Here is a 13,906-nt window from a genome sequence, read left to right on the forward strand (position 1 = left end):
GTCTCTTGCATCAGTCAGCTTTTAATCAACAGTCATTTTATAATGAATATCCTCCTCTCCTTTTAAAGAAGAGGATTATTTTACGATCTCCCCTCTTCCTAATCTTCCCCCAGAAAGACAAGGGACATTTAATATTAATCAAATGTCATTTCCACTTATACAATTTTGGACTGATACCTCGAGTAAAATTCCCTTCCACTAATTTGCAGTAAAGGGGTCTTTCTCTAAATATTGACATCCTTTAAATATTGGATCTTTCACGCCAATACTATAACAATCCCATTTCACCATTTTATTTCGATCTATTTGAGGAAATGAATAGATTCTTTTATCAGGATCTAACTTAAATTTACCAATAATAGTGCCATCTTTTATTTCAATATCATCATAAACATAGTCGCTATAAACACTGTCTTCAAATTTTTCGACATCATGAATAGTTTTAGGCATGATCTTTTTTTCAGCATAATATTTTTGAATAATGGCTTGGAACGACTGTATATCCATATAACGTGGTTGAACAACCTCAGCGATATTTGTATAACCTGTTGAACCTACAGCATCCACGGCTGTCGCTTCAGCATAAGCGGTTGTCTCTGCCGATTCAGCTTCATCCTTATTTTCTCCTGCAGCGACTGCGGCAGATCGTTGATGTTGCTTAAATTGATAAACAATTTCTGGAATAATCGCACGTGTAAAAACACCGATTATAGTAGGTCCAAATATAAATACTGCAATAATGATCCAGACCCATTTTAGACTTTTCTTTTTAGGCTGTTTATCAAATGTTTTTTTAGCCTGATCTTGCCAATTTTTTAATAAAATATGAGCTTTGCCCTGAATAGAACCATCTTTACTATTCGCTTGAGTGGTCATTGTTGGTTTGCTTTTTTGATGTTTATTTTGCTCACTATGCTTTTGAACAACGCCCTCTCTTCTGACAGAAGATTCTACATTTTGAATACTCGTAGAATTATTGATCACTGACCTATGTGTTAATCGAGCACTACATATTCCACACTTAACGGCTTCATTAATATTTTCAGTATTACATTTTTGACATTTCATACCAATGCTCATTTTTTTATATATCATTTGAATTGCTTATAACACACTCGCATACTCAATTTAATTTTTAAAACTTAAACCACTGATTTTATATCGCTTTTAAAAGTACCTATTCTTTCAAAATTGCACCTTGATCAATAGAAATATTGTTTTGTGGAATATCATTAGCGATTGAAACCTCAATACATCCAGTAGAAATTTGACTTAAATCAATACCTGATAAATAACAATCCCAATGTAATTTTTGATTTACGACAAAAGGTACGAGATACATTTTGATGTTTCTTGAGGGGTTTATTACTGTGACCAGATATCCATTTTCTTGCATCTTGATCGTGGGATACAAGTCCAAATTTATGCCTTTCAAGGCACTTAAACTTTTAGGGTAATACCCCGTCTCTGTATCAAAAACTTGAACCCGATCCTGAATATCCTTTAGCTTCGCTTTAGTTTTCATTACTAAATCGAGGTCAACTTTGAGCTGAACTTGTTCTTGAGGAGAAACCTTTTGATGAGCCATTATTCTATCTCTTTGCCATTGTTGGATATAAGGCATCGCAATATAAAGCCCCAATGTAATAATCAAAGGAATAAGGGCAAAACACACAAATGAGCCGACAATAATCCAAAGCTTGAAACCTTTTGGCTTAATCAGATGTTGAATGAATTGAATCAGCCATGATTTGAATCCAAATTGTGCTGATCTCTGCTGATTTTGTGCTTGAATCTTTTGCATTGGCAGTATTTTCAACTTACTGCCACAATTCGAGCAGCTAACAGCTTCTTTTATATTTTCATTTCCGCATTTTTGACATTTCATTGTTCTAATCTTTTAATTTTAAATACACACCTAAGTGATTAAATCTCTTTCACATCAATATTCACAAATTATTTATTTTTCATCTTAAAGAAAATTTTTAGAGGCAATATGCAAAATATCGGTACTTGTCCTTTTATATTCATTATTTTTATCATAAAAAAATGCCCCTATACAGGAGCATTTTTTAAAATTTTGCTACAGAATTAAAGTTTAGAAACCAATTCTGGAACAACTGTATTCAAATCACCCACTAACCAGTAGTCAGCTACAGCATTGATTGGTGCTTCTTCATCTTTGTTGATCGCAACGATCACTTTAGAATCTTTCATACCAGCCAAATGCTGAATGGCACCAGAAATACCAACAGCGATATATAGGTCAGGTGCAACAATTTTACCTGTTTGACCAACTTGCATATCGTTAGGAACGAAACCAGCATCTACCGCAGCACGTGAAGCACCTTGAGCAGCACCAAGCTTATCAGCAAGTGGATCAAGTACTTTATGGTAGTTTTCACCTGAACCTACACCACGACCACCAGATACAACAATACGTGCAGCTGTTAATTCAGGGCGTTCAGATTTAACGATTTCTTCAGAAATAAACTTAGAAATAGCAGCATCTTTAACTTCAGCAACCGCTTCAACAGTTGCAGAGCCACCTTCGGCAGCAACTGGATCAAATGCAGTACCACGAACAGTCGCAACAACGATTGATTCCTCAGACTGAACAGTTGCAATTGCATTACCTGCATAAATCGGACGTTTGAAAGTTTTAGGGCCTTCAACAGCGATAATGTCAGTAATCATGCTTACGTCTAAAAGTGCAGCAGCACGTGGCAAAATGTTTTTACCATTTGACGTAGAAGCACCAAGAATATGCGTATAACCTTTTGCTAAATCAGCAATAAGGCCCGCTACATTTTCAGCCAATTGCTGTGCATATACTGCATTATCAGCAAGTAAAACTTTGCTCACACCAGCCACTTTAGCAGCAGCATCAGCTACAGCTTGTGCACCAGAACCAGCAACTAATATTGTGATGTCGCCACCAATTTTTTGAGCTGCAGCAACAACGTTTAAAGTTGCACCGTTAAGTGTCTTATTGTCGTGCTCAGCGAGAACTAAAATACTCATGATTTATATTCCTGCTTATTAGATCACTTTAGCTTCATTTTTAAGTTTGTCGACTAACTCATCAACAGACTTCACTTGTACACCAGCTTTACGTTCAGCAGGTGGCTCAACCTTCACTGTTTTCAGTTTAGTTGTCGTCGTTACACCAAAATCTGCAGGAGTTTTAGTATCAAGCGGTTTTTTACGAGCTTTCATGATGTTAGGCAATGCAGCATAACGTGGTTCATTCAAACGTAAATCAGTAGTAATGATTGCAGGCGTGTTTAATTCAACAGTTTGCAAACCACCATCAACTTCACGAGTTACTTGAACTTTGTCACCAGTAACATTTACAACAGAAGCAAATGTACCTTGACCAGCGCCAAGTAAAGCACCGAGCATCTGACCAACTTGGTTAGAATCATCATCAATTGCTTGTTTACCTAAAAGGATCAGTTGTGGTTGTTCTTGTTCAACAATCCCTTTTAAGATTTTAGCAACTTCTAAAGCACCCAGTTGATTATCATCAGCTTCAACCAAAATACCGCGGTCTGCACCAAGCGCCATTGCAGAACGAATTTGTTCTTGGGCTTCTTTAGGACCAATAGAAACAACAACGATTTCTGAAACAGTTCCTTTTTCTTTTAAGCGAACCGCTTCTTCCACTGCGATTTCATCGAATGGGTTAATTGACATCTTAACGTTAGTAAGGTCTACCCCACTATTGTCCGGTTTAACGCGAACTTTAACGTTGGCATCAACCACACGTTTTACAGCAACAAGAGCCTTCATGTAATCCTCGGCTGTTTTAGCAAAAGTAAATGTTGAGAAGCATTATGATAACGCTTCATTTAAAATTTTTAGGTGCCCTATCTTGCAATGTGTTTGGCATTTCGGTCAAGTCACAATTCAAAAAAGAGTGGTAAAAAAGCATAAAAATCGTTGAACGGACAGTTCATTAAAAAAATGTAACATTAGTCTTAGATAAAATAAACCAGTATTTAGTTAATTTTTAAGCTTTGATTTATATTATTTTTTTAACTTATTAAGTGTATCAAAACTTCTTATTTAAGACTTAAAATAAATAACTAGAATATTCTTAATCAAGCAATTGTTTAACGAGATAAAAATATTTAAAATTGTCAATTAAGATAAAATCAACTTAATTTGATGGTGTATTTGCTCTATTTTGTATATTTAGAATATCTTTTGATACGTATCGTAACGATTTAATATGACATCTTAAATAAAAATTCAATTTATTGCCCGTAATAATGAATATAAATGATAAAAATTGCTTTGCTATAAACAGCTATACTTTATATTCAGAAGCAAACCCTTGCATTGATAAAAATTCGCAATATTCTAATATAGTAATCACTCAACATTTTCTTTTGAAATGGGTAATTGAATACATGCGAAATGCCGAACTAGAAACATCTCGCCTAAAATTAAGACAATGGAAAGACAGTGATTACCTTGATTTTGCGCTTATGAATGCTGATCAAGAAGTGATGCGTTATTTTCCAAAACTTTTAAATACGGCAGAAAGTAATCTTTTAGCTGTTAAATTTAAAACTATCATTACAGAAAATGGTTGGGGATTTTGGGCTGTAGAATTAAAGGATACCCACCAATTCATCGGTTTTGTCGGACTTCATGCACAACCCTCACAATTCACTTTTTCACCATGTGTAGAAATTGGTTGGCGTTTAGCCAAAGATTTTTGGCATCAAGGCTATGCCACTGAAGCAGCACAAGCTTGTTTAAAATTTGCTTTTCAAGAATTGAAATTAGATGAAGTCGTATCATTCACCGCAGTACAAAATCAACAGTCAGCTCAAGTCATGCAACGCTTAGGTATGCAAGCCATGCAAGAATTTAATCATCCTGCATTAAATCAAGACGATCCATTAGCACGGCATATCTTGTATCACATTAAAAATCATCATTTTTAAAATAAACATCTTCGCAGGATATTAATACCTTTTTATTTACTCGCCTAACTAAGGGACAATAAAAATACTGTACGAAAGAGCTTTTAGAAACGATCTATTTAATCTGTATGACTTTCTAAATGCTCTAAAAAATCACGATGAATATGACTCAAGTCAATTAAGTCATACTGTTCTAAATTAAAAATTCGCCAAATTTGAAAGAAATCCTCTTTCAAATCTACATGCTGTGATGGTTTTTGACTAGGTTGCCATTGCTGGTCAGAAATCCATAAATAGATTTGTTGTGTATCGCCATGAACTGCTTGTACTTTCCCTTCAGAATTTACCCCAATCACTTGTGCATTTTCAGGTAATGAAGCCTCAATCTTCGGTAAGCTCAATTCGACAAAATGTTTAATTTGACGTAATCCATAACCACGGAAAATATCTTTTTGTGGTTCAGAAAGTTGCAGATATTTCTGCTCAAGTTCAGGAATCATTGCTTTTACCCAATATATTTGCAATCAAATTTCAATATCACGATGCCAAGTCCATCATTTTTAAAGACCTAACTGATGTTTAAAACATATACAGTAGCCAACATATAAAAACAATTATCCTTTTGATGGTTTTCTCAAGACTACATGTCATAAAAATAATGCGATTTAAAATTTATATTTATGAATCAAATGATTAACAAAATAATAAGAACCATCATTTCCTAAATAAATTTTGGATATATCTTAATCTTTATTTTTAACCGCTCTGGGATGTGCCTGATCGTAAACTTTTGCAAGTTGATCAAAATCAATATGAGTATAAATTTGAGTAGTGGTTAAATTACTGTGCCCCAACATCTCTTGTACCGCACGTAAATCACGACTGTTCGACAGCATATGACTTGCAAAACAATGCCGAAGTAGATGTGGATGCAAATCCACATTGACCCCTGCTCGCTGAGCTTGATATTTCACACGATTTTCAATCTGACGGGGTGTAATTGAATTGCCACGTTGGGTAATAAATACCGAAGACTCCGCACTCAATACACCTTGCCAAATTCGATAGACTTTCAACCATTCAATCAAACTGTCTTTTGCTTTAGAGCCAAAAGGCACAATACGAGTTTTATTACCTTTACCTGTAATCCTTAAAAGATGCCGACCAAAATCAATATCACGTATCTTCAAGCCTTGAATTTCAGCTAAACGTAGTCCACTCGAATAAAGTAACTCTAAGATTGCTTTATCTCTCAACCAAAGCTGATTTTCATTTGGTTTTTCAGGTGAAATTTGATCTAAAATTTGGTTAACTGTTTCAATATCAATCATGCCGGGTAAAGGTCTAGGCTGTCTTTTCAGTTGCATATCATCGGCAGGATTCATTGCGAGATAATTGCCCTGTTCCGCCCATTTCATAAATTGTCGAATAGACGTGAGGTGACGTTGTAAACTACTGGATACCAATTGATCTTTTTCTACTTTTTGTGCTAAATACTCCCGTAAATCGGAAGCTTCAACTTGTTTCAATTCTATTTTTTTCTCATAACAAAAATCAATAAAACCTGAGACATCTCTAAAATAAGCATCTAAAGTATGTTCTGATTGATTTTGAATTTCGCGTTCCTTTAACCACATTGAGAGCAATTGCATTGCACCATATTGCATTTAACTCTCCTATTTCTCATTACTCAACATCAAGAAAACAGTCTAGCAAAGAATCCTTTCTTTTTCTCTTCTTGCCGAACATAGAACGGTTTTGTTTCCATCAATAAATAATGACTCAGCCCCTCTTTATCATTGCTATCAATAATAAAGAAATCGATTGGCTTTTTATTTTCCAGACTGTCTATAGCCACATTTCCAACTTTGCCTTTTAATGCTTGTAATTGCTTATCTTCTAAATATTGATCAATTAACAATCCGATGACTAGCGTTGGCTCAGGATCTCTTTGGGTATCATGTATTTTTGCCAAATAGGCTGAAGTGACTTCTCTATGACTTACTAAAAAGCGATTTAAATTTTCAGCTATCGCCAATGGATAAGGTTGTGGTTGACTCTTAAGCACTTGAGTATTTTCTTCATACTCATAAGGTTGAGCACTATTCTCAAAATCACCACTAAGCAAACCTTGAATTTCTTCAGCGGTGAATTCTTTACCATATCCCGAGTTTGGGTTTAAAGCTAAAGTTGCACCCAAAGTGAGCTCAAAAAAACTCTGTGTATGCATTTTTAGATAAGATTCAGAGTCTTGAATCGCTTTTTGTAATTTTTCTAAAGAAGTGAAAAATGGTAAGACCTCTGTTCCATCTGCCTTATTCCAACTTTTAATTTGAATTTGGCTACCTTCACTCAAAGTATGCTCAATCTGAGTATCCACATCACTTGAACTACTACCTAAAAAATAAATATCAGAGTTTTAAGAGCAATGCTAAAAACTCTGGCCGTAATGCAGGATCATCAAAGGCTTTTTCTAAAGTTGTTCCAATTGCTGTTCTTGTTCTAAATCATCTTGCACAACGAACTCCATGTATTTTCTATATTTTTCTTTATTATTTTATAAATAAAAAAGCCCTGTAAGTACAGCACTTTTATTCATTTTGAACTTTCACATAGAGTACAACTGATTCCAATTAGACTTTACTTTTTTTCCATGCTTCAAAGCGCTCACTAATAATCGGGGCGATTAAATCATAGCTTGCCCAAGTATCTTCTGCAGCGTATGTATTTGTTAAACCCAAGTTCTTCTCTAAAGCTTCATCGTAATCTTTAAAAAATTGATGACTTTCATAATAATGTTGGGTAAAAACAAAAGCTTCTGGGTTTAAATCTTCTTCCCAAAACTTTTCATCACACATTGAAATTAAAAACTCACGACCTGTGATCTCTCGATTTCTTACCTGCTCTAATTCTTCGGCACTTTCTTCTTGATGAAATTCACCTTCTAAATGATGTTGAATGATCCAAGCAAGATAAATTCCAATATGCGTTCCACCATTCTCATTCGGAAATCCTGCTTCTTCGGCAGATTCACCATGCCAGTCAATACGGTCTATTGCCATATTTAATGATCCTTTTCAATTGTTATATTTTAATATCTTGTATAAAATTTTCTCGTTTTTTCCTTAACAAAGAAAATAAAAAGTTGGTTCATACTTAAACAAGATGTCTCATTTTGAATGAAGCTGAAATAAAAAATAATAGCTTTAATGTAAAAAAGCTCCGAAATAGATTCAGAGCTTTATCTTTTCAAGCAGAATTTAAGCTTGGAAATAACGTAAATCTAAACGACCTTCATACACGGTTGCAGTTGGACCTGTCATCCAAACCACATCACCTTCTTTCCATTCAATTTGAAGCTTACCACCAGCCAATTCAATCTCAACAGCATTGGCAAGTAAACCACGGCGCATACCTGAAACAGCAGCAGCGCATGCTCCAGTACCACATGCCATCGTTTCACCGACACCACGTTCAAATACACGTAAACGCGCATGCCTTTCATCAATAATTTGCATGAAACCTGCATTCACACGTTGTGGAAAACGTGCATGTGATTCCACTTGTGGACCAATTGTTGCAACATCCGCAGTCAACACATCAGTGACCACAGTCACTGCATGTGGATTACCCATATTGACCACATCGATTGTTAATTTTTGCTCATCAGCCAAATCGATGTCATATAAATTTTCAGGCTCTTCTGCCAAGAATGGAATTTCATTAGGCAAAAATTTTGGGTAACCCATATTCACACGTACCCAACCATTTGGACCTAACTCTGGTTCAACAATCCCTGAACAGGTTTGAACTTTAAATTTGGTTTTATTGGTCAGTTGACGCTCATGTACAAAACGCGCAAAACAACGTACGCCATTACCACATTGTTCAACTTCAGAACCATCTGAGTTGAAAATACGATATTTAAAATCTACATTTGGAAAATCCGGTGCTTCTACAATCAGTAATTGATCGAAACCAATACCAAAATGACGATCTGCTAAACGGCGAATGGTTGCAGTATCAAAAAATGCACGTTGACTAATCAGGTCAACCACCATGAAGTCATTGCCTAGACCATGCATTTTTGTAAATTCTAATAACATTTTGCATTACTCCTTAAGGCAATAAACGTTCATTTTTCCAAAGTGATTCAATCGTTTCACGTTCACGAATCAAATGTGCTTGTTCACCATCTACCATCACTTCTGCTGCACGACCGCGACTGTTATAGTTTGAGCTCATCACAAAACCGTAAGCACCTGCACCCAATACAGCTAAGACATCGTTTTCTTTGATGGTCAGTTGACGTTCTTTACCTAAGAAATCACCTGTCTCACAAATTGCACCGACCACATCCCATTCTTTGGTTTCAACATCGGTACGTGGTGTTACTTCTTGAATATCCATCCACGCTTCATAGAGCGACGGGCGAATCAAGTCATTCATGGCTGCATCAATAATGGCAAAATTACGATGATTGGTCGGTTTCAATAAATCAACTTTGGTCAATAACACACCCGCATTGGCTGAAATACTACGCCCCGGTTCCATATACACTTTCAAACCCAACTTCTCTAAAGCAGGTTTCATAGAATTAGCATATTCAGCAACAGTCGGTGGTGTTTCATCTTTATAGGTCACCCCTAAACCACCACCGATATCGATGTGTTTAAGCTGAATACCCATTTCTTTGAGTTGATCAATCATGCCAATCACACGATCTAAAGCATCCACAAAAGGCTTAGTTTCAGTCAACTGTGAACCAATATGACAATCAATTCCAACGATATCTAAATTCGGTAATGACGTCGCATATTGATATGTTTCAAAAACAGAATCAGAAGGAATCCCAAATTTATTTTCTTTTAAACCTGTTGAAATATAGGGATGTGTTTTAGCATCAACATCTGGATTCACACGTAAAGAAATCGGTGCTTTTTGACCCAGTTCTGCTGCAACTTTTTGAATACGTGCCAGTTCCGCATGTGATTCCACATTAAAACAAGCAATACCCACTTCCAATGCTTTTTGGATATCTGCTTCAGTTTTCCCTAGACCAGAAAAAACGATTTTTGATGGTTCACCGCCCGCAGCTAAAACACGTGCAAGCTCACCGCCAGTCACAATATCAAAACCTGAACCTAATTTTGCCAATACATTCAATACCGCAATATTCGAGTTCGACTTCACCGCAAAGCAAATTTGATGATCAATAAAGCTGAATGCCTTATCCATATCTAAATAATGCTTTTCAAAAGCTGCTTTTGAATAAACATAAAGCGGTGTGCCAAATTGCTGCGCAAGTTGTTGCAATGAACATTGCTCTGCGTGCAAAACCCCTTGAATACGGGTAAAACTCATGAATGTATCCTTTCGATGAAAGTTTAAGTAAAAATTAGTTAGATGTTACTTCAGATGCCGCTTCAGCATTCACTTGAGGCGCAACTTTCTTCTCTGCTTGTGACGATTTACTTTCTGTATTTGAATACAGTAAATATTTTGCACGATTGTCATAGTTAGGGCTGTTTGCTAACTGCAAATCGCCTGTTTGACCACAACCAACCACAGCAAAAGTGGTCACTATTAAACTTATGGAGCAAATGACTAAACGCATTTGAACACCTATTTTATCAATTTTGTGAAGTATACCTTGATCAGACGGGTGACCAAAGCACTAAACCACCAAGCTTAAAGCCAGAATAAAAAAAACGCCAGTTTATCACTGACGTTTTGTATAAGAATTAGTGGTTAAAGATATGATTATTTTTTCTTATAAAAACCGAAATAACCAATCGCAAGAATCACTAACCAAATCGGACTGACTTTTAATGCTCTAAATGTATCTGGTTCTAAAGACAATACATAAATGACACCAATAAAAAATGCGATCACCACATAACAAGTCATTGGGCCACCTGGAAGCTTAAATACAGATTTTGCATGTAACTCTGGGCGTGTCTTGTAATAGACCAAATAGCTCCACAAAATAATGATCCAAACCAAAATAAACAAAATGGTGGATAAAGTTGTTGCCAAGGTAAAAGCTTCAACTGTATTCGGTACAAAATATTGTAATGCCGCGCCACCCAATAAACATGCAGTAGAAAAATATAAAGCATTCGCAGGTACAGCACGCGTATTTAACTTACCAAATAATTTTGGACCTTGCTCTTCACGAGATAAACCAAATAACATACGGCTTGTAGAAAATACGCCACTGTTCATCGATGACATCACTGAAGATAACACCACTAAATTCATAATGATTGCAGCAGCAGCAATACCTGCTTGACTGAATAAATTCACAAATGGGCTAACTGCAGGATCAATTTTGTTCCAAGGCGTCACAGACATTACAATGACCAATGCCAACACATAGAAGAAAATAATACGAATTGGAATTGAATTCACGGCTTTAGGTAAATTCTTCTCTGGATCTTTGGTTTCAGCAGCAGTTGTACCCACCAACTCTACCCCAACAAAAGCAAAGATTGCGATTTGGAAGCCTGCCAAGAAGCCATGCATCCCTGTTGGGAACATACCACCATGACTCCACAAATGCGTAAATGATGCAACTTCACCAGCCGTAGATGTAAACCCTGTGAAAATCATCCAAAGACCGACAAGGATCAGTACCACAATCGCAATGATCTTGATCAATGCGAACCAAAATTCTAATTCACCAAAAAGCTTGACTGTAACTAAATTTAAACCTGTGATAAAGAAAATAGCGGCAATACTAATCATCACGCCTTCAACAGGTGTAAAGGGTAGCCCATTATTAAAAAATTGCAGATAATAAATAATGGCGGATAAATCTGCGATACCGATCGTGATCCAACATAGCCAATAAGTCCATCCAACAAAGTACCCTGCCCATGGACCAATTAAATCGGTAGAAAAATCGATAAAAGATTTGTATTTAAGATTGGATAATAGTAATTCGCCAAGCGCACGCATCACGAAAAAAACCATTAAACCAATAATCATATAAATAAAGAGAATAGAAGGTCCCGCAAGACTAATCGTTTTCCCCGAACCCATAAATAAGCCTGTTCCGATGGCTCCACCAATCGCAATAAGTTGCAAATGGCGATTAGACAAACTTCGTTGAAGTTCTCCGTCTTCACTCGGTTGAGTAATATTTCCTTTGGACATTTTATATTTCGTCTATGTATTCATTCCTGACAAAATTATCTTAATTTCTTGCAAAAAGAAAAAGGAAAATTCTACTGGGCGGTTTATTAGCCAAACTAAAAAAGCAACTTCAATCAACTTCATTTTATTAGCGTTGCGCACAATTTAGACGTTATTCTTTTAATTATTCTAAAAATCAAATATTAAGATAAACTTTAAAAAAAATAAAATAACTCAACAAGGAACTTGTATCTCAGATAAATCTATGTCAAAAAAGAGAAACATTGAAAAAAACAATACTAAAGTTCAACAGAATATGATGGATAAATATCATCCATACGCTGAAAACAAACTTGAACTTTATATTTAAATACATGGATGGCATAACATTTGCTTATTAATACAGCATGTTATGTAAATAAAATGGACAAAGAAGAAGAAGCTTATGATAGAAAATATTCAATCAGTAATGGAAACACTCAGTGGCTGGGTTTGGGGACCGTACATGCTTGTACTGCTCGTTGGTACAGGTGTTTTCCTCACATTTAGGCTTATGTTTCTCCAATTTCGACTTTTACCATTCGCTTTTAAACAGGTTTTTGGCAAACACGATAAAGCCAAAGATCACGAAGGAGATATTTCACATTTTGCAGCACTCATGACGGCACTTTCTGCAACCATTGGTACAGGTAATATTGCAGGGGTTGCAACAGCATGTGTACTTGGTGGTCCAGGTGCCGTTTTTTGGATGTGGATGACGGCTCTTGTTGGTATGGCAACCAAATATGGTGAAGGCGTACTCGCAGTTAAATACCGTATTACCAATGAAAATGGGCAAAAATCTGGCGGACCAATGTACTACATTGAACATGGTCTGAAATGGAAATGGCTTGCTGTCTTATTTGCTTTCTTTGGAACAATTGCATCATTCGGTATTGGTAGCTCAGTACAATCCAATACTGTGGCACTTGCTGTACAAAACAGTATGGGTATAGAAACGTGGATAACTGGCGTTGTCATTACCATATTGTCTGCTTTGGTTATTTTAGGTGGGATTAAATCAATTGCTAAAGCGGCATCTTTTATTGTTCCTGTAATGGCAATCGGCTATGTATTGGGTGGTTTAGCGATTATTTTATCTAATATTGATCTGATCATGCCTGCACTTAAACTGATCTTTGTTGATGCATTTACTGGACAAGCGGTTGCTGGCGGTGCAATTGGTGCTGTCATCCGTTATGGCGTAGCACGTGGTGTATTTTCAAATGAAGCTGGTATGGGTTCTGCACCAATTGCTGCTGCAGCTGCAAAAACAGATCACCCTGTCCGTCAAGGCTTAGTCTCAATGACGGGTACATTTATTGATACCATTATTGTATGTAGCATCACAGGTCTGGTTTTGGTGATGGGTTATATCACGGCGGGCAATAGTTTCGGAACTGAAACAGGTGCTGTACTGACCACTCATATTTTTAACCGTCTATTACCTGGTATTGGTGGATGGGTGGTTACTTTAGGGATCATCTTCTTCGCCTATTCAACCATCCTAGGTTGGTGTTATTACGGTGAAAAATGTGCAACTTATTTGTTTGGTGAGAAATTTGTACTGCCATATCGTATTATTTACATTCTCACAGTGTTTATAGGAACAATCGCAACACTTGATTTAGTCTGGTTATTTGCAGATACCTTTAATGGTCTTATGGCTATTCCAAACTTAATTGCGTTATTGTTACTTTCAACAGTGATTGTGAAAGAAACCAAAGACTTTTTGGCGAAACGCAAATCTGGTGAATTGTACTAGCATATAAATCGTTTGAGTTTAA

14 protein-coding genes are annotated in these 13,906 nt (G+C 36.2%); 2 read left to right on the forward strand and 12 right to left on the reverse strand.

Translation table 11 applies throughout. The annotated features are described in order from the left end of the window. Positions 1–198: 198 nt before the first annotated feature. The 4 genes from B9T35_RS08680 to B9T35_RS08695 all read right to left on the reverse strand — a co-directional run bounded on the left by B9T35_RS08680 (position 199) and on the right by B9T35_RS08695 (position 3,795). Entirely contained in the window at positions 199–1,068 is an 870-nt protein-coding gene (locus tag B9T35_RS08680; protein ID WP_139842015.1) for a zinc ribbon domain-containing protein, read from the reverse strand. A 109-nt stretch (positions 1,069–1,177) separates the two neighbouring features. Beyond that, the gene (locus B9T35_RS08685; RefSeq protein WP_086190729.1) at positions 1,178–1,888 is read right to left on the reverse strand and encodes a zinc ribbon domain-containing protein; all 711 of its coding nucleotides are present in this window, start codon (positions 1,886–1,888) and stop codon (positions 1,178–1,180) included. 203 nt (positions 1,889–2,091) lie between these two features. Continuing rightward, positions 2,092–3,024 (reverse strand): FAD-binding protein, encoded by a 933-nt coding sequence (locus tag B9T35_RS08690; protein WP_086190730.1) that lies wholly within the window; start codon positions 3,022–3,024, stop codon positions 2,092–2,094. 18 nt (positions 3,025–3,042) lie between these two features. Beyond that, positions 3,043–3,795 carry an electron transfer flavoprotein subunit beta/FixA family protein gene (locus B9T35_RS08695; protein WP_086190731.1) on the reverse strand — a complete coding sequence of 251 codons (753 nt, stop codon included), beginning with the start codon at positions 3,793–3,795 and terminating at the stop codon, positions 3,043–3,045. A gap of 623 nt (positions 3,796–4,418) precedes the next feature. On the opposite strand from B9T35_RS08695, the gene B9T35_RS08700 reads away from it, so the two are divergent. Continuing rightward, positions 4,419–4,961, forward strand: coding sequence for a GNAT family N-acetyltransferase (locus tag B9T35_RS08700; RefSeq protein ID WP_086190732.1), 543 nt, complete (start codon positions 4,419–4,421; stop codon positions 4,959–4,961). 98 nt (positions 4,962–5,059) lie between these two features. Here B9T35_RS08700 and B9T35_RS08705 read toward each other — a convergent pair whose 3' ends face one another. The 8 genes from B9T35_RS08705 to B9T35_RS08740 form a co-directional block, all read right to left on the reverse strand. Beyond that, on the reverse strand, positions 5,060–5,440 hold the full coding sequence (locus B9T35_RS08705; protein WP_086190733.1) for a hypothetical protein: 381 nt from the start codon (positions 5,438–5,440) through the stop codon (positions 5,060–5,062). A gap of 243 nt (positions 5,441–5,683) precedes the next feature. Then, complete coding sequence (xerA, locus tag B9T35_RS08710; protein WP_171264250.1) at positions 5,684–6,577, reverse strand: site-specific tyrosine recombinase/integron integrase; 894 nt, start codon at positions 6,575–6,577, stop codon at positions 5,684–5,686. Positions 6,578–6,636: 59 nt separating this feature from the next. Then, entirely contained in the window at positions 6,637–7,320 is a 684-nt protein-coding gene (locus B9T35_RS08715) for an enhanced serine sensitivity protein SseB C-terminal domain-containing protein (RefSeq protein WP_086190735.1), read from the reverse strand. A 253-nt stretch (positions 7,321–7,573) separates the two neighbouring features. Then, positions 7,574–8,002, reverse strand: a complete 429-nt coding sequence (locus B9T35_RS08720) for a hypothetical protein (protein WP_086190736.1) — start codon at positions 8,000–8,002, stop codon at positions 7,574–7,576. 198 nt (positions 8,003–8,200) lie between these two features. Then, positions 8,201–9,046: a diaminopimelate epimerase gene (gene dapF / locus B9T35_RS08725; protein WP_086190737.1), complete on the reverse strand. Its 846-nt coding sequence runs from the start codon at positions 9,044–9,046 to the stop codon at positions 8,201–8,203. Positions 9,047–9,059: 13 nt separating this feature from the next. Continuing rightward, positions 9,060–10,304 carry a diaminopimelate decarboxylase gene (lysA, locus tag B9T35_RS08730; protein WP_086190738.1) on the reverse strand — a complete coding sequence of 415 codons (1,245 nt, stop codon included), beginning with the start codon at positions 10,302–10,304 and terminating at the stop codon, positions 9,060–9,062. A gap of 34 nt (positions 10,305–10,338) precedes the next feature. Further along, complete coding sequence (gene lptM / locus B9T35_RS08735) at positions 10,339–10,557, reverse strand: LPS translocon maturation chaperone LptM (RefSeq protein WP_086190739.1); 219 nt, start codon at positions 10,555–10,557, stop codon at positions 10,339–10,341. A 146-nt stretch (positions 10,558–10,703) separates the two neighbouring features. Then, complete coding sequence (locus B9T35_RS08740; RefSeq protein ID WP_086190740.1) at positions 10,704–12,101, reverse strand: amino acid permease; 1,398 nt, start codon at positions 12,099–12,101, stop codon at positions 10,704–10,706. A gap of 427 nt (positions 12,102–12,528) precedes the next feature. Here B9T35_RS08740 and B9T35_RS08745 point away from each other — a divergent pair, with 427 nt between their 5' ends. Next, on the forward strand, positions 12,529–13,884 hold the full coding sequence (locus tag B9T35_RS08745; RefSeq protein WP_086190862.1) for an alanine/glycine:cation symporter family protein: 1,356 nt from the start codon (positions 12,529–12,531) through the stop codon (positions 13,882–13,884). Positions 13,885–13,906 lie beyond the last annotated feature (22 nt).

Origin of the sequence: Acinetobacter sp. ANC 3832 (assembly GCF_002135415.1) — a bacterium.
Lineage (GTDB): Bacteria > Pseudomonadota > Gammaproteobacteria > Pseudomonadales > Moraxellaceae > Acinetobacter.

Coding starts and splice junctions, on each gene's coding strand:
- B9T35_RS08740 (WP_086190740.1), bottom strand. CDS start 12,101: ATGTCCAAAGGAAATATTACTCAACCGAGTGAAGACGGAGAACTTCAA.
- B9T35_RS08695 (WP_086190731.1), bottom strand. CDS start 3,795: ATGAAGGCTCTTGTTGCTGTAAAACGTGTGGTTGATGCCAACGTTAAA.
- B9T35_RS08720 (WP_086190736.1), bottom strand. CDS start 8,002: ATGGCAATAGACCGTATTGACTGGCATGGTGAATCTGCCGAAGAAGCA.
- dapF (WP_086190737.1), bottom strand. CDS start 9,046: ATGTTATTAGAATTTACAAAAATGCATGGTCTAGGCAATGACTTCATG.
- B9T35_RS08705 (WP_086190733.1), bottom strand. CDS start 5,440: ATGATTCCTGAACTTGAGCAGAAATATCTGCAACTTTCTGAACCACAA.
- B9T35_RS08700 (WP_086190732.1), top strand. CDS start 4,419: ATGCGAAATGCCGAACTAGAAACATCTCGCCTAAAATTAAGACAATGG.
- lysA (WP_086190738.1), bottom strand. CDS start 10,304: ATGAGTTTTACCCGTATTCAAGGGGTTTTGCACGCAGAGCAATGTTCA.
- B9T35_RS08685 (WP_086190729.1), bottom strand. CDS start 1,888: ATGAAATGTCAAAAATGCGGAAATGAAAATATAAAAGAAGCTGTTAGC.
- xerA (WP_171264250.1), bottom strand. CDS start 6,577: ATGTGGTTAAAGGAACGCGAAATTCAAAATCAATCAGAACATACTTTA.
- lptM (WP_086190739.1), bottom strand. CDS start 10,557: ATGCGTTTAGTCATTTGCTCCATAAGTTTAATAGTGACCACTTTTGCT.
- B9T35_RS08690 (WP_086190730.1), bottom strand. CDS start 3,024: ATGAGTATTTTAGTTCTCGCTGAGCACGACAATAAGACACTTAACGGT.
- B9T35_RS08680 (WP_139842015.1), bottom strand. CDS start 1,068: ATGAAATGTCAAAAATGTAATACTGAAAATATTAATGAAGCCGTTAAG.